The sequence below is a fragment of the Deltaproteobacteria bacterium genome (assembly GCA_016178705.1).
Classification (GTDB): Bacteria; Desulfobacterota; Binatia; order HRBIN30; family JACQVA1; genus JACOST01.
Genome location: JACOST010000015.1, coordinates 1 through 19,696 on the forward strand (window position 1 = coordinate 1; position 19,696 = coordinate 19,696).

The 19,696-nt window shown below is 63.4% G+C and carries 19 protein-coding genes; 4 read left to right on the top strand and 15 right to left on the bottom strand.

What is annotated here, in order from left to right; translation table 11 throughout:
* The first annotated feature begins 162 nt into the window (after positions 1-162).
* Positions 163-678, top strand: a complete 516-nt coding sequence (sixA, locus tag HYR72_11755; GenBank protein ID MBI1815647.1) for a phosphohistidine phosphatase SixA — start codon at positions 163-165, stop codon at positions 676-678.
* 36 nt (positions 679-714) lie between these two features.
* Here the strand turns inward: sixA and HYR72_11760 are convergent, their stop codons facing one another.
* The 8 genes from HYR72_11760 to HYR72_11795 all read right to left on the bottom strand — a co-directional run bounded on the left by HYR72_11760 (position 715) and on the right by HYR72_11795 (position 9,424).
* Positions 715-2,526: a PAS domain S-box protein gene (locus HYR72_11760; GenBank protein ID MBI1815648.1), complete on the bottom strand. Its 1,812-nt coding sequence runs from the start codon at positions 2,524-2,526 to the stop codon at positions 715-717.
* The gene (locus tag HYR72_11765; protein MBI1815649.1) at positions 2,504-3,250 is read right to left on the bottom strand and encodes a response regulator transcription factor; all 747 of its coding nucleotides are present in this window, start codon (positions 3,248-3,250) and stop codon (positions 2,504-2,506) included. The genes HYR72_11760 and HYR72_11765 overlap by 23 nt, the downstream gene beginning before the upstream one ends.
* Positions 3,247-3,936, bottom strand: a complete 690-nt coding sequence (gene phoU / locus HYR72_11770) for a phosphate signaling complex protein PhoU (protein ID MBI1815650.1) — start codon at positions 3,934-3,936, stop codon at positions 3,247-3,249. Before phoU ends, HYR72_11765 begins: the two co-directional genes overlap by 4 nt.
* Positions 3,937-3,949: 13 nt before the next feature.
* Positions 3,950-4,711, bottom strand: coding sequence for a phosphate ABC transporter ATP-binding protein (locus HYR72_11775; protein ID MBI1815651.1), 762 nt, complete (start codon positions 4,709-4,711; stop codon positions 3,950-3,952).
* Between the two features lie 217 nt (positions 4,712-4,928).
* The gene (gene pstA, locus HYR72_11780; protein MBI1815652.1) at positions 4,929-5,771 is read right to left on the bottom strand and encodes a phosphate ABC transporter permease PstA; all 843 of its coding nucleotides are present in this window, start codon (positions 5,769-5,771) and stop codon (positions 4,929-4,931) included.
* A gap of 1 nt (position 5,772) precedes the next feature.
* Entirely contained in the window at positions 5,773-6,786 is a 1,014-nt protein-coding gene (gene pstC, locus HYR72_11785; protein MBI1815653.1) for a phosphate ABC transporter permease subunit PstC, read from the bottom strand.
* A gap of 104 nt (positions 6,787-6,890) precedes the next feature.
* Complete coding sequence (gene pstS, locus HYR72_11790) at positions 6,891-7,937, bottom strand: phosphate ABC transporter substrate-binding protein PstS (protein ID MBI1815654.1); 1,047 nt, start codon at positions 7,935-7,937, stop codon at positions 6,891-6,893.
* Positions 7,938-7,960: 23 nt separating this feature from the next.
* Entirely contained in the window at positions 7,961-9,424 is a 1,464-nt protein-coding gene (locus HYR72_11795; protein ID MBI1815655.1) for a putative porin, read from the bottom strand.
* Positions 9,425-9,744: 320 nt separating this feature from the next.
* Here HYR72_11795 and HYR72_11800 point away from each other — a divergent pair, with 320 nt between their 5' ends.
* The 3 genes from HYR72_11800 to HYR72_11810 are packed head-to-tail and all read left to right on the top strand — an operon-like array spanning position 9,745 to position 11,772.
* Positions 9,745-10,536 (top strand): GNAT family N-acetyltransferase, encoded by a 792-nt coding sequence (locus HYR72_11800; protein MBI1815656.1) that lies wholly within the window; start codon positions 9,745-9,747, stop codon positions 10,534-10,536.
* Positions 10,533-11,399, top strand: coding sequence for a 1-acyl-sn-glycerol-3-phosphate acyltransferase (locus tag HYR72_11805; protein ID MBI1815657.1), 867 nt, complete (start codon positions 10,533-10,535; stop codon positions 11,397-11,399). Before HYR72_11800 ends, HYR72_11805 begins: the two co-directional genes overlap by 4 nt.
* Positions 11,400-11,418: 19 nt before the next feature.
* Complete coding sequence (locus HYR72_11810; GenBank protein MBI1815658.1) at positions 11,419-11,772, top strand: hypothetical protein; 354 nt, start codon at positions 11,419-11,421, stop codon at positions 11,770-11,772.
* Positions 11,773-11,807: 35 nt separating this feature from the next.
* Here HYR72_11810 and HYR72_11815 read toward each other — a convergent pair whose 3' ends face one another.
* The 7 genes from HYR72_11815 to HYR72_11845 form a co-directional block, all read right to left on the bottom strand.
* The gene (locus HYR72_11815; GenBank protein ID MBI1815659.1) at positions 11,808-12,263 is read right to left on the bottom strand and encodes a biopolymer transporter ExbD; all 456 of its coding nucleotides are present in this window, start codon (positions 12,261-12,263) and stop codon (positions 11,808-11,810) included.
* 3 nt (positions 12,264-12,266) lie between these two features.
* Positions 12,267-12,740, bottom strand: a complete 474-nt coding sequence (locus HYR72_11820) for a biopolymer transporter ExbD (GenBank protein MBI1815660.1) — start codon at positions 12,738-12,740, stop codon at positions 12,267-12,269.
* On the bottom strand, positions 12,737-13,519 hold the full coding sequence (locus HYR72_11825; protein ID MBI1815661.1) for a MotA/TolQ/ExbB proton channel family protein: 783 nt from the start codon (positions 13,517-13,519) through the stop codon (positions 12,737-12,739). Before HYR72_11825 ends, HYR72_11820 begins: the two co-directional genes overlap by 4 nt.
* A gap of 26 nt (positions 13,520-13,545) precedes the next feature.
* Positions 13,546-14,310, bottom strand: coding sequence for an energy transducer TonB (locus HYR72_11830; protein ID MBI1815662.1), 765 nt, complete (start codon positions 14,308-14,310; stop codon positions 13,546-13,548).
* A gap of 141 nt (positions 14,311-14,451) precedes the next feature.
* On the bottom strand, positions 14,452-15,036 hold the full coding sequence (locus HYR72_11835) for a hypothetical protein (protein ID MBI1815663.1): 585 nt from the start codon (positions 15,034-15,036) through the stop codon (positions 14,452-14,454).
* Positions 15,037-15,155: 119 nt separating this feature from the next.
* Complete coding sequence (locus tag HYR72_11840; protein ID MBI1815664.1) at positions 15,156-16,865, bottom strand: hypothetical protein; 1,710 nt, start codon at positions 16,863-16,865, stop codon at positions 15,156-15,158.
* A gap of 37 nt (positions 16,866-16,902) precedes the next feature.
* Positions 16,903-19,293 carry a hypothetical protein gene (locus tag HYR72_11845; protein MBI1815665.1) on the bottom strand — a complete coding sequence of 797 codons (2,391 nt, stop codon included), beginning with the start codon at positions 19,291-19,293 and terminating at the stop codon, positions 16,903-16,905.
* Positions 19,294-19,696: the final 403 nt, after the last annotated feature.

Sequence of the window (19,696 nt, forward strand, 5' to 3'; positions counted from 1 at the left end):
CACGGAATTCCGCCGCGCGTGGTGCCGCTTCGCGCGCAAGCGCACGCTGGAGGATCTGCGGGCGTTGCTTCGTCGACTCAAGGCGCTATCACGCGCGAACCCAGCGCCGCCTGCAATGCCGAGCGCCGATGCCGCCGCACTGCCACGGGATCGGACGGGCGTATGAATAGATACCTCTACCTCGTGCGTCATGGCATCGCGGAGACCGAATCCGCCACTCGGCACGACGCGGATCGCTGCCTCACCGAAGCCGGCAGCCAGCGCATGCGCCGCGCTGCCGCCGGGCTGAAGCGACTCGGCGTGATCCCCGATGCCGTGCTCACCAGCCCGTTGCGGCGCGCAGAACAGACCGCGCTCATCTTGGTCGAGACGCTGGCGCCACATCTGCAACTCGAAACGATGGTGCCACTCGCGCCAGGGCATGAACCCAAAGACGTGTTGCGCGGCTTGGGTGCCTACCGGCACGCACGCGCGGTCATGCTCGTCGGCCATGAACCGAGTCTTGGCCAGTTCGCGTCACATCTACTGACCGGATCGGCGGCGATCCTCTCGCTGGAATTCAAGAAGGGCGCGGTGATCGCAATTGCGGTGGCCACGCTACCGCCGCACGCCGCTGGTACATTGGAGTGGTTTCTGACGCCGAAGCAATTGCGCGCTGTTGCGCGCCGTGGACGGTAGCACTCCGGGTGGCGGAGGTCGCGCGCGCCCGCCTTGTCAGGCACAACTCGAACCGTCACCGTCCTCGGCGACCGGCAGAGCGATGAACACCGACGTGCCGACGCCCAGCTCGCTCTCAATCCGCAACGTGCCGCCGTGGGCTTGGACGATGTGCTTGACGATGGCCAGACCGAGGCCGGTGCCGCCGAGCTCGCGCGAGCGGGCTTTGTCGACGCGATAGAAGCGCTCGGTGAGGCGTGGCAAGTCCTGTGACGGAATGCCGACGCCGGCATCGCGCACGCAGACCTCCACCGTTTGCGAATCGGCAACGGGGTACGCACTGACGGTGACACTGTCTCCGGCGAGGGTGTACTTGACCGCGTTGTCGATGAGATTGACCAGCACTTGCTCGATGCGATCCGGGTCGGCGGAAACCAACGGCAGATCGGCGGCGACGTCGCTGCGCAGTTCCACCTTGCCATCGGCGGCTTTCTTCGCCACCGCATCGATCGCGGCGGTAACGGTTGGTGCCAGCGGCATCGCCAGGCGCTGCAACTCGGTGCGGCCCAGCTCGAGATCGGAGAGCGTGAGCAGGTCGTCAGTGAGTCGACTCAGCCGCTCGGAGTGGCGCTCAATCACGCCGACGAACTTACGGGCGAGGTCGGGGTTGTCGATCGCGCCCGCTTGCAGCGTCTCCGCGTAGCCGCGAATCGCGGTCAGCGGCGTGCGCAGCTCGTGCGAGACGTTGGCGACGAAGTCACGCCGCGCCGATTCCAATTTCTTCATCTCCGTGACGTCGTGAAACACGAGAATGAACAAGTTGGGTAGACCGTCCGCCGTGACGATCGACGTGGCCGTGACCTGCAGGTATTCCTGCCGCGCCCCGTTCAATGCGATCTCACGGGTCAGGTGTTGGTCCGCTGGACCAGCCATGATCGCGCGGGCAAGCTCTTGAAGATCCGGGTCGCGTGAAACGTTGATGAGATGCTGACCGAGCAACGTCGAGTTGCCAAAGACTTCCTCCGCGCGCTGATTGGCGAGTTGGATGACGCCGCCGCGATCGATGACCAGCACACCTTCAACCATCCCACTGAGCACCGCCGCTAACTTGGCTTGCTCGGTGCGCGCTCCGTGCAACTGGGCGCGCAGGCTGTTGGCCATGGCGAGCAAATTGGCTTCCAACTGACCGATGATGTCGTCGGCCTCGGGGCGCAACGGCGGCGCGGTCTCCCCAGCGGCCACGGCGGTCGAAAACTCAGTGAGCCGTCCGACGCGGGCAGAGAGCCGCCGTGATGCCGTGAGTGTCAGCGCCAGGGCCGCCAACGCGGCAACCGCAACGCTGCTCCAGATGGCGGCGCGAATGCGATGGCGCGCATCGTCGATAGTGGCAATCGGCACACTCAGACGAACGATCCGCTGTTGACTATCCGGCGCGTCTCCCAGAGTCTGCCGCCAGGCGCGGTAGAAGAGCGGCTGCTTGACGCTCGCGCTCACGCGCACCGCTTGGCCATCGCCGTCGGCGAGGGCGGCACGAACTTCGGGGCGGTCGTGGTGATTCTCCAACGTCGCCGACGGCGCTTCGGAGTCGCCCAAGACTGTCCCGTCAGGTGCGATGATGGTCACCCGCGCCTTGGCCTTCACGGCGACCGCCGCACACTGTCGGTCCATCGCTTCGCCGCGCAAATTCCACGGCAGCAACTCGCCCGCGAGTTCTGCCTCGCGCGCGACTCCAGCGGCGAGCGTGTCGAGATATAGCCGCTCGATCACGCGATCGCCGTACGCGTACAAGCTCGCGGCGACCGCCAGCAAGGCGATGAGATACGGCGCCAGGAGCCGCGCCAGTAGGCTACGGTGTGAGCGGACGTTCATCAAACTTGTAGCCGACGCCGCGCACAGTGACGATGAGCTCAGGGTTCGCGTCGTCGCGCTCGATGCGCGCACGCAGGCGACGGACATGGACGTCGACCGTGCGCGGCTCCACGTAGGTGTCTTGGCCCCAGACCAGATCGAGAATCTGCAGCCGATCGAACACGCGATTGGGCGAGCGCACAAAGAAGCGGAGCAGCTCGAACTCACGCAGGGAGAGGTCGATCTTCTTGCCGTCGAGCACGACCTCGTAGGTGTCGAAATCGATGCGCAGCCGGCCGCGGTCGTACACTTCGTGCGGGCGCTGCATGTCGGCGCCGTAGGAGCGCCGCAACACGGCGCGGACACGCGCCACCAACTCGCGCGGACTGAACGGCTTGGTGACGTAGTCGTCGGCGCCCATCTCGAGCCCGACGATACGGTCGGATTCGGCGGCACGCGCCGTCAACATGACGATTGGCAACCGCACCGTGGCTTCATCGTTGCGCAGCCGCCGGCACACTTCCAGACCGGCGATGCCGGGCAACATGAGGTCGAGGATGACGAGCGCGGGCCGTAGCTTGCGGATGGCGTCGAGACCTTTCTCGCCGTCGTCCGCGAGCGAAACCGCAAAGCCTTCCTGCTCGAGGTTGAAGCGGATCAGCTCGGCAATGTCCGGCTCGTCTTCGACGACAAGCAGCACCTTCTTGTCTCCGCTGAGAGCGGGAATGCCACTCGCCGAGGTCATACGGATGGCGGCACCTGATCGAGATGGCGGATGCTCTTGCCCTTGACCATGAACACCACCATCTCGGCGATGTTGGTGGCGTGATCGGCGATGCGTTCGAGATACTTGGCGATGAAGAGCAAGCGGATGGCGCGCGTGATCGTCTGCGGCGATTCGATCATGAACGAACTCAGCTCGCGGAAGAGCTGTTCGGTCAGCAAGTCGATCACATCGTCCTCGCGGCAGACCTTGAGGGCGAGGTCGACGTCTTCGCGCACGAACGCGTCGAGACTCTCGCGCAGCATGGTGCCGGCGATCTCCGCCATGCGTGGGATGTCGATGAGCGGCTTGAGCTGCGCTTCCTGATTCAGTTCGAGGGCCCGTTCGCAGATGTTCACCGCCATGTCGCCGATCCGTTCGAGATCAGTGGTGATCTTGAGTCCGGTGGTGATCAGGCGCAGATCGCGGGCGGCCGGCTGATGCAACGCCAGGAGGCGGATGCAGAGGTCGTCGATCTCGACATCCAAACGGTTGACGGTGTGATCGGCTGCGATCGTCACGCGCGCCTGTTCGTCATCGCGATTGACGAGCGCGGCGATGGCGTTGGCGATCTGTTTCTCGACCAGTCCGCCCATGCCGAGGATCTTGAGGTGGAGCTCGTTGAGCTCCGCCTCGTATTGTGGATCGCTATGTTGGCGTGCCTCCACTGGGGTCTCCTTCTCAGCCGAAGCGACCGGTGATGTAGTCCTCGGTCTCCTTTTTCTCCGGCGTGGTGAAGAGCTTCTCGGTTGGGCCGAATTCCACCAGAGAGCCCAAATACAAGAAAGCCGTGAAATTAGATACGCGCGCCGCTTGCTGCATGCTGTGAGTCACGATGACGATGGTGTAGCGCTCTCGCAGTTCGTGAATCAGCGATTCGATCTTGGTGGTGGCGATCGGATCGAGCGCAGAGCACGGCTCGTCCATCAAGATGACCTCGGGCTCCACCGCCAGCGCGCGCGCGATGCACAAGCGTTGCTGTTGCCCGCCGGAGATGCTGATGCCGGAGGCGTCGAGCGAATCCTTCACCTCGTCCCACAGCGCGGCCTGTCGCAAGCTATGCTCGACGATTGCGGCGAGCTCACGCCGGGAGCGGCCGCCACCGTTGAGACGGAGACCGGCGGTGACGTTGTCGAAGATCGACATCGTCGGAAACGGATTAGGGCGCTGGAACACCATGCCGATCTTGGCACGCACCTGCACCGGATCGACCCCGCTTGCGTAGATGTCCTCCGCGTCGAGCCGCACGCTGCCGCTGACGCGTGTGCCCGGCACGACCTCGTGCATCCGGTTGAGGCAACGAATGAAGGTCGACTTGCCGCACCCGGACGGGCCGATGATCGCGGTTACCGCGCTGTCGGGAATACTCAGGCTGACGTCATCCAACGCTTGGTGACTGCCAAACCACGCGTTGAGGTTGGCGACTTCGAGTTTGTTGGCCATGACGGTTAGTCTTGTGTCTCACCCATGTCTGCGACAGAGCCCCGAGTCAGCGGCCCGCCATCCTGTTTACCACCAGATATTCCGTTCCCTGTAGGGGCGACGCATGCGTCGCCCGTGAATTGACGCGGTCCACTGCGGAGAAGACGGAGGGCGATGCATGCATCGCCCCTACACCTCAGAGAAGACCGCATGTTACTGATATTTGTGAGACACGACACTAACGCACCGCCCCGAAGCGCCCGCGGGTGAGGAAGCGCACAGACAAGCTGGTGAGGAGAATGAGACTCAGCAGTATCAGTGCGCCGGCCCAGGCTTGCCGGTGCCAGTCGTCGAATGGCGAGATCGCGTAGGTGAAGATCTGCACCGGCAGCGACGAGATCGGTCCGCTCAGTCCGTGGTGCCAGAACTGATTGCCGAAGGCGGTAAACAGGAGTGGGGCGGTCTCTCCGGCGATGCGAGCGACGGCCAGCATGATGCCGGTGACGATGCCACCGCGCGCGGTGCGCAGCACCACCGACACAGTCGTGCGCCATGATGGGATGCCCAGTGCGAGCGAGGCTTCGCGCAACGAGGTCGGCACTAGGCGCAACATCTCTTCGGTGGTGCGGGCGACGATCGGCAACATGATCACCGCCAAGGCGAACCCGCCAGCGTATGCCGAGAACGTCTTGGTCGGCAGAACGATCAACGTGTACGCGAAAATCCCGATCACGATCGACGGCACGCCGTTGAGAACATCGGCGCAAAACCGAACCGCCCAGCCGAAGCGGCCATAGCCGAACTCCGCGAGGTAGACGCCAGTGAGGACGCCGACCGGGAGACCGAGCGCGCTAGCCAGGCCGATGAGCACCATGGTTCCGACGATGGCGTTGGCCATCCCACCGCCAGTTTCTCCGACCGGCTTGGGAAGCTGCGTGAAGAAGTCAAAGTTGAGCGATGTGACACCCTTCGTCAGCAGGTAGCCGAAGATCAGTAGCAGCGGAGTCAGCACGGCGATGGTGCAGACCACGGCGAGAGCTTGGGCGGCCAAGTTGATCAGGCGACGCCGCCGGTAACGCATCCTACGCCCCCCGCGTCCCCGCGTTGGGGCCGGCAACGCTCCAGACCAACAGGCGCGCGCAAATGTTGACGACGACAGTCACGATCAGCAGCACGAGGCCGATTTCGATCAGCGCCTGGACATACAACTCGTACGTCGCCTCGCTGAACTCATTGGCGATGACGCTGGCCATGGTACTACCCGGAGCGAACAGTGAGAGAGAAATGTCCGCGCGGTTGCCGATCACCATGGTGACCGCCATGGTTTCGCCCAGAGCGCGACCGAGCCCAAGCATGATCGCGCCGATCAAGCCGGTGCGCCCGTAGGGCAGCACGGCGAGGCGCACCATCTCCCACTTGGTTGCGCCCAACGCGAGGGCCGCTTCGCGCTGCGGCAACGGGACGGCCTTGAAGACTTCCTGCGCCACCGAGGTGATGTACGGGATCACCATCACCGCCAGGATGATCGACGCCGTCAGCATGCCGACTCCGTAGTTCGGACCCTGAAAGAACGGGAGGAAGCCGAGTGTCGTCGACAGCGCTGGCGCGACGTAGGTTCGGACCCAGGGGACGAGCACGAAGATCCCCCACAGGCCGTAGACCACGCTGGGGATCGTCGCCAGCAATTCGACCAGGAACGATACTGGGCCGCGCAGCCAGTTGGGCGACATTTCACTGAGGAACAGCGCGGTGCCGATGCTCAGCGGAACCGCTTGCAGGAGCGCCAAGAACGACGAGACGATCGTGCCATAGATGAACGGCAGCGCGCCGAATTCCTTGAAGACGGGATCCCACTTCGACGTGACGAGAAACCCCCATCCGAAAGTTTGGATGGACTCGCTGGACTGATAGACCAGCACGGCCACGATCGCACCGCCGATGGCGATCAGAACCAGCGCAAACAACGCGGTCAGACCGCGAAACAGCAAGTCGCCGACGTTCAAACGCCGCCGTAACTGCGGCGTGAGGGTCGAGGCCAGTGGCCAACCCAATTGCACGCTGGGACTATTCGAGGGGTTTGCTGAGGGATTTGCCATGAACGCGGCTGACCATAGCAGCCGATTGTTACAGGAGTGTTACAGTCGTGAGGCGTGACTCGTGCTCGTGGCTCGACGCGGACACGAACCACGAGCACGATTCCTCACTGAAGCGGCTTGCCGTCCGCTGCGGTCACACGGTGGATCGCTTGTTCTTCCTTGGCGACGACTTCTTTGGGCAGCGGCGCGTAGTGGAGAGCCGGCGCGTGCAGCTGCCCATCGTGTATCATCCAGGTGAGAAACTGGACGAGCTTCTTGCCCTTCTCGGTGTCTTTCTGCTTCTCGTAGACCAGCAGCCAGGTCAGGCTGGAGATCGGATAGGCGTCGGTACCGGGCGCGTTGGTGATCGAGACGCGGAAGTCATCGGGCATGTTTTGCGCCAGAGCCGCGGCCGCGGCGGTCACCGATTCGAGCGAGGGTGTGACGAGAGCGCCCGCGGCGTTTTGCACGTCAGCGTAGGGCAGCTCGTTCGACGTCGCATAGATCAACTCGACGTAGCCGATGGAGAATGGTGTCTGCTTAACCAAGCCCGTGACACCTTCGTTGCCTTTACCGCCCAAGCCGACAGGCCAATTCACCGAGGTCGCTTTGCCGACCTTGTTGTTCCATTCAGAGCTGATCTTACTCAGGTAGTCGGTGAAGATGTAGCTTGTACCGCTGCCGTCGGAGCGATGGACCACGATGATGTCCCGCGGCGGCAGGTTGGCGCCGGGGTTGGGGGCAGCGATGGCCGCATCGTTCCACTTGGTGATCTTGCCGAGAAAAATCCCGGCGATCACATTGGGCGTCAGCTTCAGGCCCGAACCTAGTCCCTCGACGTTGTACGTGAGCACCGCGGCACCCATCACGGTCGGGAAGTGCAGGATCGGGCCGGGCGCAGCGCGCAACTGCTCGTCGCTCATCGGTCCATCGGTGGCGCCGAAGTCGACGGTCTGCTCGGTGATCTGTTTGATTCCGCCGCCGCTGCCGATCGACTGGTAGTTGAAGCGGACGGACGGATCGACCTGCGTGTAGAGGTTGAACCACTTCGAGTACATCGGGTACGGAAACGTCGCCCCGGCGCCATTGAGCTGCAGTTGGGCGTGCGCGCTGCCGGCGAGCGCGCCGAGACAAATGGTGACGAGTGCCGATCTCCAGATGCATGTCCTCATGTATTCCTCCCTTTCTCAGGCCGTTAGAACTTCAAGGTCGCGTCGAGCTGCGTGCGGACCAGCGTCGAGTTCCCCGAGCGTGACAGCGGTTGCCCGACCGTGGTCGTGGCGTCGTCACGATCGAGGGCGTTGATGAAGTGGACTTTCGCGGTCAGTTGGAAATTCGGGAACAGCAAGTAGTCGCCGCGCAGGATGTGCGCCACGACGTTGCTGCCGCCCTTTTGCGTCGCGCCCGCGTTGTAGTTTCGGATGTAGTCGAAGTCGCTGTAGTTGAAGAGCGACAGCACCGCGTCCTTCTCGATCCACGCGTAATCGTACGAGACGCCCCAGTCGCCGGGATTCTTCAAGCCGTCGTGGTACCAATCCTTGCCGGCTTTGCCGATACCCGCACCGATGGTGAAGCCAGTATTCTTGCTGTCCGCTTCTGTGTTGTACACCACATCCCCGAACACGCCGGCCGGCAGGCCGAGGCGAAATGGATCGACGAAGTTCAGTTCGCTGTTAAAGTTGATGAGGTTGAATCCGCTCAAGAAGCCGGTGACCTTCTGGTTGCCGTTGATGTCCTTGGGCGACAACGTTACCGAGTTGCTGTTCGCCAGCGAGGTGTTCTGGTTGGAGTTGGTGGTGTAGGGAGCCTTGCCGGTGAAGGCGCTCAAGTATTTCGTCGCCACCTCGTTGAGATCCTGGTAGCTGTAGTCGGCGAGTGACAGCGTCCATTTGGTCGTGTCGTTGAACGCGGTGTCGGCGACCACTTGCCCGCCGAACATCCACGGATCACCGGCGGTAGCGACCTCGTCGACCACCCACTGCATGGTGTTGAGCTTGAGTCCGCGTAGGAAGCCCTCGCGCTGATCGACCAGGTTCAGCGATTCCGCCGCGCCCTCGGGTGACAGATCGTCGTCCCACACGATCTCCGAGACCCGATAGACGGCGCTGCTGACGCCGAACTTACCCGCGATGATCGAGAACAGGCCCGGGTCGATGCCGACCGTCTTGCCCGGCTTCACGGTCATGTACGCCCAATCGAGATTGATCGAGTTGGGAGTGAACGTCTTGGTGAAGTCTTGATTGGTGGAAATCGGATCGTTCGAGTTACCGCTAGCGAGCCGAAAGGTGGCGCCGGCTTCATCGCTCGGGTTGACGCTGAGGCCGATGCGGGCGCGCAGGCGGAAGCGATTGCGTGCATGCAGCTCGTTTTCGTAGAATCCTTCGTAACGCGTGCGCATATCGCCGAACGGCGTGATCATGTCGAGCCACTTCGGCAGCTTCGCGACGATCGCATCGCGGCGTGATTCTTCGGCCGCCGACTTCTGCTTGTCCTCTTCGCGCGCCTGCTTCAGCTCCTCCTCGGTGATCAATCCCTTTTTCAACAAAATGTCACCGAGATCTTTGGCCTGACTCATCCGTGCTGGCAGCATCACGGCATCGACCATCACTGCACCGATAGTCACGGCGCGAACCAATGCGACGATTGCTCGTGGCATCATAGCGTGCCCTCCCTTTTTTCGCCGGACTCGCGTCCGGGTTGCGGTCCCCTCTCTCTCTCGAATCGGTGATTCGAGCTTCCACGAACGCTTTTAGTACCGACAGACGACAGGACAGTAAACGTCAGGTTACAAGTTCGTGAATTCCGCGCCGGTGCAGGCAGCAGATTCTTCCTCGCTTCACACAACAGTCATCCGCTTGTCACAGTCAGTCGCTATATGGGTTGGCGAGCATAAGGATTGGAACTGCCCGTGTCGGCTCTGGTGGCCGGCGGTGGAGAACGGGCGAAAGCGAGGAATGAATGGATGACGGTTTGGGCCGCATGACAAGTGTGGCAACGCCGCACTGGCGATCGAGCGATGGCGAAGCAACAGCGCCGGAGGGAACGTACGTAACCGAGATCGCTGGCTGCGAAGCTGACGTGCGGGCCGCCCAGCGCCTGCGTTACGAGGTCTTCGCGAACGAGCTCGGCGCGCAGATCCCTGGTGCGGAGACAGGCCTCGATCGCGATCCATTCGATCGCTACTGCGACCATCTCTTGGTGCGCCACGGTCCTACCGGGGACGTCGTGGGTACCTACCGCATCCTGCGCTACGAGCAGGCCAAGCGAGCCGGCGGTTTCTACTCGGCCAATGAGTTCGACCTGCGTCGGCTCACACGTCTCGGGCCGCGCGTGATGGAGGTGGGTCGCGCGTGCGTCCATCCGGCGCATCGCGGCGGGTTGGTGGTCTCGCAGTTGTGGGCCGCCTTGTTCGATTACGTGCGGTCGACCGGTCACGAGTACGTGATCGGCTGCGGCAGCATCAGCGTCGCCGAGTATGGTCGCCAAGCGGTGAGCATCTGCAATCGACTGAAGAAGACGCGACTGAGCCCCACCGAATTGCGTGTCTTTCCGTATCGTCCGTTTCCTTTGAGTAACCCAGCCACGGCGGATGCTGGTTCCTTGCCTCCTCTGCTCAAGGGATATCTCCGCCTCGGGGCGTCGGTGTGCGGCGACCCGGCATGGGATCCGCGCTTCGGCACCGCTGATGTCTTGATGTTGTTGCCGGTCGCGGACATCGCGCCGCGCTACGCGCGTGGCCTGCACCGGCGTGCGCAGCGAGCGTGGGGATGACGGGCCAATCGGTCGCACCGCGGTCGACTCCACTCGCTCGCCTGGCGCGGCTCGTGCGGTTCGCCGGACACTTCGTCCGGATGCATGGCGAAGCAGCGTGGACGTTTCCACGTCGCAGCCCGCGCGAACGACGGCGGTTGGTCGCTGATTGGGCGGCACGTACGCTCGACGTGCTCAACGTGCGCGTGCTGGTTCGCGGCGACGTTCCCTGGCGCGACGCGCCGATTCTGATCGTGGCCAATCACATCTCGTGGTTGGACGTGCACGCGCTCAGCACCGTGAACGGTGCGCGCTTTGTCGCCAAGTCGGAAGTCCGCGACTGGCCGCTGGTGGGTGCGCTCGCTGCCCGCTGCGGAACGTTCTTCATTGCCCGTGGCAGTTGTCGCGCCGCCTGGCGCACCAAGAACGAAATCGCCACGGCGCTACAACAAGGGGATCCGGTGGTGATCTTTCCGGAAGGGACGACCACCGATGGGCGGCGCGTCCGACCGTTCTATCCCGCGTTGCTGCAGGCAGCGGTCGACTCCCGCTGCGCGGTCCATCCGGTGACGATTCGCTATCAAACCGCGGGTGGGAGCGGAAACGAGGCGGCTGCCTTTCTTGGCGACATGAGCTTTGCTCGCTCGCTCCTTCGCATACTGCGAGAGCCGGTGATGACAGTCGAGGTTACATTCGGCCGTCCGATCGCGGCCCGCAACCGCACCCGGCGTGAACTCGCGGCGCTGGCGCAGCTCGCGATTACGGAAACGCTCGCGCTTCCGCCGCCCGCGCGGCCAGCGCTGGAGTCCTCGCACGGAATCGATTCCTCACGGTCGCGCCCGCGCATCGGGTTGCCGCCCTCACGCGCTGCGGCGCCCGCCTGAGTGTGAGGCTCTCCGAACGATGGACGCCATCTTTGACTCGCAGGGCTACGTGGTGGGGTGGCTAGAGGCCGATGTCGTCTACGACAAGTACGGCGGCGCCTGCGCGTTTGTGACCGACGGCGCGGTGCATGACTCTTCCGGTGCCTACTTTGGACAATTCGACAATCGGTTGTTTTGGGACACGGACGGGTTGGCGGTTGCCTTCATGGCGGGGGCGAAAGGCGGTCCTCTGCTGCCCCGTCCCGAAGTTCCGCCGATACCGCCAATCCCCTCCGTTCCGTTAGAAGCGCCCGCCCTTCCCACTCCGCCGGCGAATCCGACAACGGGGACGAGATGGAGCACGCGGTCGTGGGAAACGTTCTTGCACGGATGAGGCGCTGAACGACAGCGCGTGCGTCCTGTTTGCGCTTACGGTGGTGTCGACGCGTCGCTCGCGGTGAGCGCCGACGTCAAGGTCGCGATCGTCACCGCGCCGCCTTCGCGGGCGCGGTCCATGGCTTCCACTGCGAGTCCATAAGGTGCATCGTCGGCCGCATCGAAGAACAGAATATGATCCTCGCGCGCGGCGAACATCCGCTTCAAGCGATCGGCTAGCTCCTCGAATGGAACGGTCGTGCCGTTCACCGTGATCGTTCGATCAGCCGCCACGCGCAGGACCAACGGCGGTTCGGGATCCTTCGCGAGGTCTTCCTTCTTGATTTCTTCCTTCTCCTGCTTAGGCGTGTGGACCCAGAACTTCTTCGTCAGTAGCGGTGTCATCACCATGAAGATGATGAGCAGAACGAGCACGACATCGACCAGCGGAGTCACGTTCATGACCGGCACGGGTCCTTTGCCGGCGCCGGTGCCGACGGTCATTGCCATGGTCTAGCCCTCCGACGCCACAGGCGCCTGCGCTGCTGCGGGTGCTGGCGCGGCGAGCGGCGCGCCCGACTTGTGGCGCTCGCCGACCAAGAACGACATGCCGGGAAAACCAACCTGCTGTGTGCGCGCGAGGATCGCCCGTACGTCGCCATAGGTGAGGCTGGCATCGGCGCGCAGCACGAGTCGCCGATAGGGGTCGACGGCGTGTTCGGCGCTGAGATACTCGATCGCGCGGTCGAGATCGTAGTGCTCGCTGCCGATGATGTATTCGCCAGCTTTCGCCACGGTGACTTTGAGCGGATCGGCGAGTTTGATTTCAGGATCGGGATTGAAAATTCCCGGCAACTCGACCTGCACGTCCTGATCGAGTCGGGGCACGACTACCATGAAGATGATCAGCAGCACGAGAACGACGTCGACGAGCGGCGTGACGTTGATCTCAGGCTGGACCCCGGCGCTGAGTGGAGGAACTCTCACGCGACACCTTCCGCGCTTGCGACGGCGGCAAGTCCGGAGCGATGTTCGACGCGATCGGGACGCGCCGGCGTTGCCGCGGTTCGCGCCCCACGGCTTGCGGTCGCGACCTTGCGCTCCGCCCAGTCCTCCAAGGTGTCGAGCAACTGCCCCGACGCGTGGTTGAGCATCAACTCATCGTGCGCGATTTGGCCCGAGAGATAGTTGAACGCCAGCACCGCCGGGATCGCGACGGCGAGGCCGAGCGCCGTTTCGATCAACGCTTCGGAGATTCCCGCCGATACGCCGGACAGCCCGCCGGAGCCCGTCGACGCGATGCCTTGGAACGCCGTGATGATCCCCAGCACGGTTCCGAGGAGGCCGACGAACGGAGCTACTGACCCCACCGTTGCGAGCACGGCCAGTCCACGCCGCAAATCGGTTCCGATCTCTTGCATGTAGCGCTCCATGTGACGCACGGTGCGCTCGACCGGAGTCAGTCCCGTCACATCGGCGGTCTGCTCGGCGTGGCGATAGGTGGTGAGCGCCGAGCGTACCACACGCGGTAAGTGACCTTGCTGGTGCTTCTCGGCTTCGATCAACACCTCGTCGAACTCGCCGCGATCCATCTGCGATCCCACGGCGGTCGCGAACGTGCGCGAAGTTGCGCGCGAGCGGCGCAGCGTGATGACGCGCTCGGCGAACACGGTCAGCGAAGCCAGGCCCATGGTGACCAGAACCGCCGCAACCACCATCGCGGGCACGCCCATGTGCTGGAAGATTTCGATGAAATTGAATTGCATCGTGCATTCTCCTCTGCCTGTATTCGTCAGGCATTCAATTTGAACGGAATCTGAATGATTCGGTACACCGTGATCGGGAGCCCTTTGTAGCGAGCCGGTTCGTACTTCCAGGTCTTCACCGCTTGCACTGCGGCGCTGACGAATGGCTCGTCGCCGCGCATCACCTGCACGTCGGCGACGCGACCGTTGGCCAGAATCACGACCTTCAAAATCACCGTCCCGGTCTGGCCATTGGCGCGCGCTTCCTGCGGGTACGCAGGCACCGCATTGCTCTTCGCCGGCAGCGGCGGCACCGCGTCCTCGGGCAACGTGATCGCGCCCACTTGGCCGCCGGCGACTCCGTCCTTCGAACCACCTTCGAGTCCGGCCGGATCGCCGTCGCCGGGCTCGCCGAACACCGCGATACCTTTGTCCTGACTCGGGTCCGCTTCCAGCGGCGCGGCTTGCGGCATCTCCTTCGGGGCGACCAGCTCTTTCGGCGGGGGCGGCTTGTCGAGTTGGCGAATCTTCTGATCGGGGCGCACCACCGGTGCGGCGGCGGGCGGGGGCTGGGGCTTCGCCTCCGCAACCGGTGGTGGGGGGGGTGGGGGTTCTTCCTTGACGATCTTCTCGACGAACGTGACGTCGACGGGTTTCTCGCTCACCAGTTCCTTGGTGCCAAATCCCAGTGCGACTGCCGCGAGGACGATCCCGGCGTAGACGCCCGATGACGTAAACAGTGCCGCGAACCACTGGCGGGGCACTCGCTCGGTGTCGCCATAGTGACCGAAGCTGACGAAGGTCTGACTCATCGCGTGGCATCTCTCCAGCCGCGGCCGAGCCGAAGCTGACTTCTCTCGTTTCCGACTGCGTGCGTATGAAGACCTACCACCACAAGGTTACGGCGAAGTGACGCCATGATGAACGTTGATAAACTGCGCTGCGCCTGACGGTCAGTTGTTGCTGTTGAATCCGATGAACTTGTACTGGCTGCCGACTTCGGCGATCGTGCCCGTTCGCAACTCGCGTTGCTCACCGAACTCATTGAGTACGAGCAGTCGCACATCTCCGTGCGCAGTGTACGCGGCGAACTGGCGGCTGCCCTTGGTGAAGCGTAGTTCTCGGCGCGCCAATGCGCGGCCACCGAATCCTTCGAAGAGGACTCGGGCAACGTCTTCGCTCTTCTGGTTCAACACGCGCCAGAAGAACACGCTTGGGGCGTCGGCCACTTCGCGCAGGGGTTCGCCGGGTTTGACGGTGCCGGGAATGATGATCGTGCGATACTCTTCCTCGGTCACGCGCAAGCGAGTGAGGGCGTGCTCGTCCTTGGTTTGCAGGGCAATCAGGAATTCATCCAACAGTGCGTCGATCGAGCTGGCGCCGCCGTCGAGGTGAAAGCCGGTTGGCGGTGGCGGCGCGGCGGAGTTGGTGCTGCTCAGATCGATGCGCACGGCGGCGGAGCCCGCCGAGGCGAGGCGCGCCGCGACAACGATCGTTACTGCCACTACGGTGCTGAACGATGAATGCGTGCGATGCATGGGATCGGTCTCCTTAGTCCGCAAGAGAATCCCGACCGGAGACGACGGCGCAGTGTCATCTCCGGCCGGGGGTTAGGCCGCCGTGTAGGCAGTGTTGCGGGGGAACGGCGGCACGCTGGTTAGTTCACGTCGAAGCTGATCCACCGATCGAAACTGTTGCTGCCAAAGCCGGTGTCCAGCCAGTTCGCTCCGGGACCACCCGCGGGATCAAACGCCCCGATGTAGTTGGTGGTATCGAAGTAGTCGCTGATCGCGTGGCAATCAGTGGCCGGCGGGAACCCGGTGGTCGCCGACGGTATCAGATTCGGAAGCGTCGCCGGGTAGCCGGCGGTGACCGTCGCGAACGTAGTCGGAATGTTCGGGACGATCGTGCCGCCCCCCGCGGCCGGGAAGACGCTCTTGGTCGTATTCCACAGGCCGTACACTTGCGTCGCTGTGCAAGCGCCGGCAGTGGCCTGCATCATCGAGTTCTGCGTGGTCGTCCCGTCGCCGTTGTTGTAGCAGAGCGTGTTCTCGACCAGCAAAAATGGATCGCTGGTCTTGAGTGCCGGCCCGGCGGTGCAGGCGAAGTTGGTGGTGGTATTGTCCGCGCTCCGGATGCATGACAGGCCATAGTTGGCGACGATCGCGTTGGCCACGGTGCCAGCGGTGCCGCGACGAAAGAACAACCCGGCCTCGCTGCCGATGTTCGGGTCGTTGTCCTTGGCGCCGATCATCGTCAGGTTGCAGAACTTCGGATTCGAACGCGGCAGATCGTCGAAACCGAACTCGCTGTTGTCGGCCTCGATGCCGCGGCTCTGCTTACCGGTTTGCAGGACGGGTCCGTATTGCACTTGCAGGCCGTACTGTCTGCTGCCGGTGGTGCCGAGCTGATAATCGAAGCCGTCGTCGGCACAACCCGATGACACAAAGTACTTCAGGTTGACCGTGCCGCCGAACCACTCGATGCAATCATCGCCGCCCTGATTGGCCTGGATGTGGTGCATCAGGGTCTGATTGCCAACGCCGTTCAACGTGAGGATGTTGAGCTCGTTGTTGGGCGTGAACTCGATGCCCGAGAACTCCACCCGGGTGTAGGTCATCACGCCGCTGCTGTCGCTGGCGTCGCAGCCACCGTATGCGGCCGGGATGCCCTCTGCGGTGTTGACGCAGTTCGGACGGTTGACAGTGGACTTGCCGTTGAGCAACACGCCACCCCAATCGCCGACGCTGCGCGATCCGACGGGCTGACCGCTGGTGAAGATGATTGGCTTCTGTGGCGTGCCCTGGGCGTCGATCTTCGAGCCGGGCAGGAAGATCAGCACGGCGGGATTGACCGTGCCGCTGCCCTTGCCTTTGACGACGGTGCCGGGCTTGACCGTGACGACCGTGGTTGATTGCCCGACCGGGGTATCGACGAAGACGATACCCTCGATCTGAATGGTGCAGGTGTCCGGCCAGGTCTGGTTTGCGAGGATGGAGCCCGCCGCAATTTTGTGCAGCGGCTTGCCGGTGTCCGGATCCGCCCCGTCGGTACACGACACCACCGGGCCCGGACCCGTGCAGCTATCGAAGAGTGTCTTGAGGCCGGCGAGCTTCGCCACCAGATTGGTGAGGTCTTGGATGTCGATGGTGTTGTCCTTCAACACATCGCAATCCGGTTTGTTGACGCCACAGTCGCCGGCGGCGGCGATCACGCCAGCGAGCGACAGTGCGTCGGCTACGTCGACGCTGCCGTTCTTGTTCACGTCGCCGCAAGCGGCGCCGGCCACCGACGGCGCGCTCGTGAGCGCTACCGCGGTTGCTAGCCCAGCGAGCCAAGCTGGTATGGACTTCCACGTGTGAGCCATCGTTATCTTCTCCTTCATCCTGATCATGGGTGCCTCCCTAGAAGATCGTCACCGAGCAGGTGACGCCCGACACCGCGTTGTTGTTGTTGTCCGCCGCCGACTCCACCCAGCAGTGGAACTGGTCGTTGGTTGGCGCGCTGGCGCCTTGACAACTGTCGACCTGGACGCCGAAGGCGACGCCGGGGAACATCGCGCCGTTGTTGGCGATGAGCGCCGCGCGTAGCGCGTAGTTCAAGTCGTTGACGGTCGAGAAGGCATCGAACGGCACGGTCAGCCGATCTTGGACCGATTGCTCGTTGCCCGACCCCGGAATGCTGACGACGCCGTCGGGGTACTCAACGTACACCGAGAGGCCCGCCAACTCGGTGCCTGCGGGTGCGTCGAAACTCACGAGTATGAAGCGTTGCGGCGCCACCGGTGTGCACGCGCCGACCACGCAGTTCGCCGGGCACGCGTCGCCACTGACTGCGTTGCCGTCGTCACACGTTTCGATCGGATTGCAGACGCCGGGGCTGGTGCAATCCAAACTGCTGGCGCAGAGCTTGGCTGCGTCGTTGCTGCACGTGCCATCGATCTTGCCGTTGCCGCACAGCGGGTTGCACTGAGAGAACAGCGCGCCTTCGGATGGCGTCGCCATACGGTTGAGGCAGTCGACTTTGAACTCGGTGATGCACTCGAGGCAATTGGCGAGATCTTGCAGGGTCTTGATTTCGCCGCGACCGTCAGTGCCGGCGCACGACGTGGCCGCGCCGGGCACAGTCAGGTTCGGACAGGTCAGCAGATTGCCAATCGAATCCGGGGCGAGGTCGAGATCGACCGCCGCGGTGCCACCGAACGCCTTGTCCTTCCCTGCGCAAGCCGTTCTGATGTCCTTCAACAGCTTGTTTTGCGCCGTGGTGATCTTGTCGCTCGCGGCGACATCCGGACAGGTGCCGCTGCCGGCCTTGAGTACGGCGTCTTCGCACTTCTGCAGCACGTCGCGTTTCTTGTCGAAGAAGAGGTCGACGGCCTTGGCGGTTGCTTGCTTGCAGGAATCAATCGCCTTCTCGATCAACTTGCACTTGCCTGGTGCGGTGCAATCCGTATCGGTCGTGCAGGACTTGCCGAAGTCGGTTCCTTTGTCGCACGACTTCGCGAACGGTTTCAGATCGAGATAGGCGAGAGTGTTGACCTGATCGACCGACGCTTCGCCGTTACAGGCGAGGCAGTTGGCCACGTCGGCAGGGGAGGTGAGTGCGAAGCTGCAGCCGATCTTGCACGTTCCGGACGGGCAATCCGCTACGATAGCGCACGCCTTGCCATTGTTGCTACCGCCGTCACAGGTCTGCACGGCCGGGAGCTTGTTGTTCTCGAAGTTCGGGCAGCGATCGGCGGGCGAACAGATGCCCGCACCTGCGCGCAGGTGTGTCTCGCCCGCGGCCGCAGTGCAGAATCCGCCGGAGCAGCTTCCCACTCCGCCGCCGAGGCACGCGTCCGCCGGGGCTGCGCAGGAGCCGCCGCCGGTGCAGTCGGTTGCGGCCACCTTGCACGGGGTGCCGTCATTCGTGCCGCCCGTGCACAATTTGCCGCAGTCCGCAGCGGCGGTCGCTTGGGTACAGGAGTGGTTGATGAAGGCGCCGAGAGCGCAGATGCCGCAATCCTTGTCGGCGGCGCACAGCGCTTCCTGACAAAGGCCGGCGACGCAATCTTCGAGCTTGCCGGTGTTGCAACCGTTGTCGCAGATGCCGGCGCCGCAATCCGATTTCGCGGAGCAGTTCTTCCCGGGGGTGGCTCCGCCGACACAGATCCCTAAGTTACCGGATGATCCACCGTCGCAGGTCGTTTTCCACGGGCAGGCTCCGCCGCCCGTTTCGCATGTGACTTTCGTTGGGTCGGTATCGCAGGCCAGACCGTTGTTCGCTCCGCCGACGCAGTTGGCGTGAACACACGCATGGTTCTGGCAGCTGGAGTTGAACGTGCAGGACTGAGTACTCTTTTCGCCACCCTGACACTGGCCGGGACACTCGGTCTCGCGTGCGCAATCTTCCCCCGGCCGATCGCCGGCCGAACACCGCTTGGCGAGCACGGGATTTCCCGCTGCGCCGGTGCCGGCCCAGCCGATCGCCGCCAGTGCCAGATCGGCGCCATCGCCGCTCCCGCTGCCGCAGGCCTTATCGCTGCCGCAACAGTCCTTCGAGATATCGGCCTGCAATTTTGTCAATGCTTTGGTGATCGCGGGCGCGGTCGTGACCGCCTCGGTCTGGCAGTCGGTATCGGCCGCCATCTTGCCCTTGCGTTTCTTGTCTTCACATTTCTGCAGCGCCTTCAGCTTGGCGCGCTCAAAGGTTGCCGATGATTTCGCCATGGTCTTCTTGCAGGTGAGGGCGTTGGCCGGCAGCGCGTGCGCAGGGCGCGCGCTCAGTCCCATCAGCAGTATGGCCGCCGCCACTGCGCCATACGTCCACCTTCGACGTCTTGAATTGTCGTGATACATTCCGCGTCTCCTTCCGTTGTGTTGTGCGTCACGCTTGGAACGTAACGCAGCGTTTGGGGGCCCGTCGCGCATCGCTGGCGTCCAACCTCTGATGCGCGGCGGGCGATCTCTTGGTTGATCGTCCCTCCGAATTCTCTCCGTCCACCTCCGCTCGCCTCATCATCTCTGCTTTGTCCGCACAGCGCGCTCGCGCTGCGATCGCAGTGGCTCCCTTCTCTGCGCCGTCCTGAGTTCGTGTAAACGTGCGCACCTTACCAGCGACACGTTACGTGCAAGTGTCGGCGCCGCGATGTTTGCGTGACGCGCACGGTTCGCTCGTGCGGTTGTGATCGCACCGACATCGCGGCGACATCTCAGA

Bases quoted from the DNA above. Each gene is read 5' to 3' on its own strand.
- sixA (MBI1815647.1), top strand. From the start codon at position 163: ATGAATAGATACCTCTACCTCGTGCGTCATGGCATCGCGGAGACCGAA.
- HYR72_11760 (MBI1815648.1), bottom strand. From the start codon at position 2,526: ATGAACGTCCGCTCACACCGTAGCCTACTGGCGCGGCTCCTGGCGCCG.
- HYR72_11765 (MBI1815649.1), bottom strand. From the start codon at position 3,250: ATGACCTCGGCGAGTGGCATTCCCGCTCTCAGCGGAGACAAGAAGGTG.
- HYR72_11775 (MBI1815651.1), bottom strand. From the start codon at position 4,711: ATGGCCAACAAACTCGAAGTCGCCAACCTCAACGCGTGGTTTGGCAGT.
- pstA (MBI1815652.1), bottom strand. From the start codon at position 5,771: ATGCGTTACCGGCGGCGTCGCCTGATCAACTTGGCCGCCCAAGCTCTC.
- pstC (MBI1815653.1), bottom strand. From the start codon at position 6,786: ATGGCAAATCCCTCAGCAAACCCCTCGAATAGTCCCAGCGTGCAATTG.
- pstS (MBI1815654.1), bottom strand. From the start codon at position 7,937: ATGAGGACATGCATCTGGAGATCGGCACTCGTCACCATTTGTCTCGGC.
- HYR72_11795 (MBI1815655.1), bottom strand. From the start codon at position 9,424: ATGATGCCACGAGCAATCGTCGCATTGGTTCGCGCCGTGACTATCGGT.
- HYR72_11800 (MBI1815656.1), top strand. From the start codon at position 9,745: ATGACAAGTGTGGCAACGCCGCACTGGCGATCGAGCGATGGCGAAGCA.
- HYR72_11805 (MBI1815657.1), top strand. From the start codon at position 10,533: ATGACGGGCCAATCGGTCGCACCGCGGTCGACTCCACTCGCTCGCCTG.
- HYR72_11810 (MBI1815658.1), top strand. From the start codon at position 11,419: ATGGACGCCATCTTTGACTCGCAGGGCTACGTGGTGGGGTGGCTAGAG.
- HYR72_11815 (MBI1815659.1), bottom strand. From the start codon at position 12,263: ATGGCAATGACCGTCGGCACCGGCGCCGGCAAAGGACCCGTGCCGGTC.
- HYR72_11825 (MBI1815661.1), bottom strand. From the start codon at position 13,519: ATGCAATTCAATTTCATCGAAATCTTCCAGCACATGGGCGTGCCCGCG.
- HYR72_11830 (MBI1815662.1), bottom strand. From the start codon at position 14,310: ATGAGTCAGACCTTCGTCAGCTTCGGTCACTATGGCGACACCGAGCGA.
- HYR72_11835 (MBI1815663.1), bottom strand. From the start codon at position 15,036: ATGCATCGCACGCATTCATCGTTCAGCACCGTAGTGGCAGTAACGATC.
- HYR72_11840 (MBI1815664.1), bottom strand. From the start codon at position 16,865: ATGGCTCACACGTGGAAGTCCATACCAGCTTGGCTCGCTGGGCTAGCA.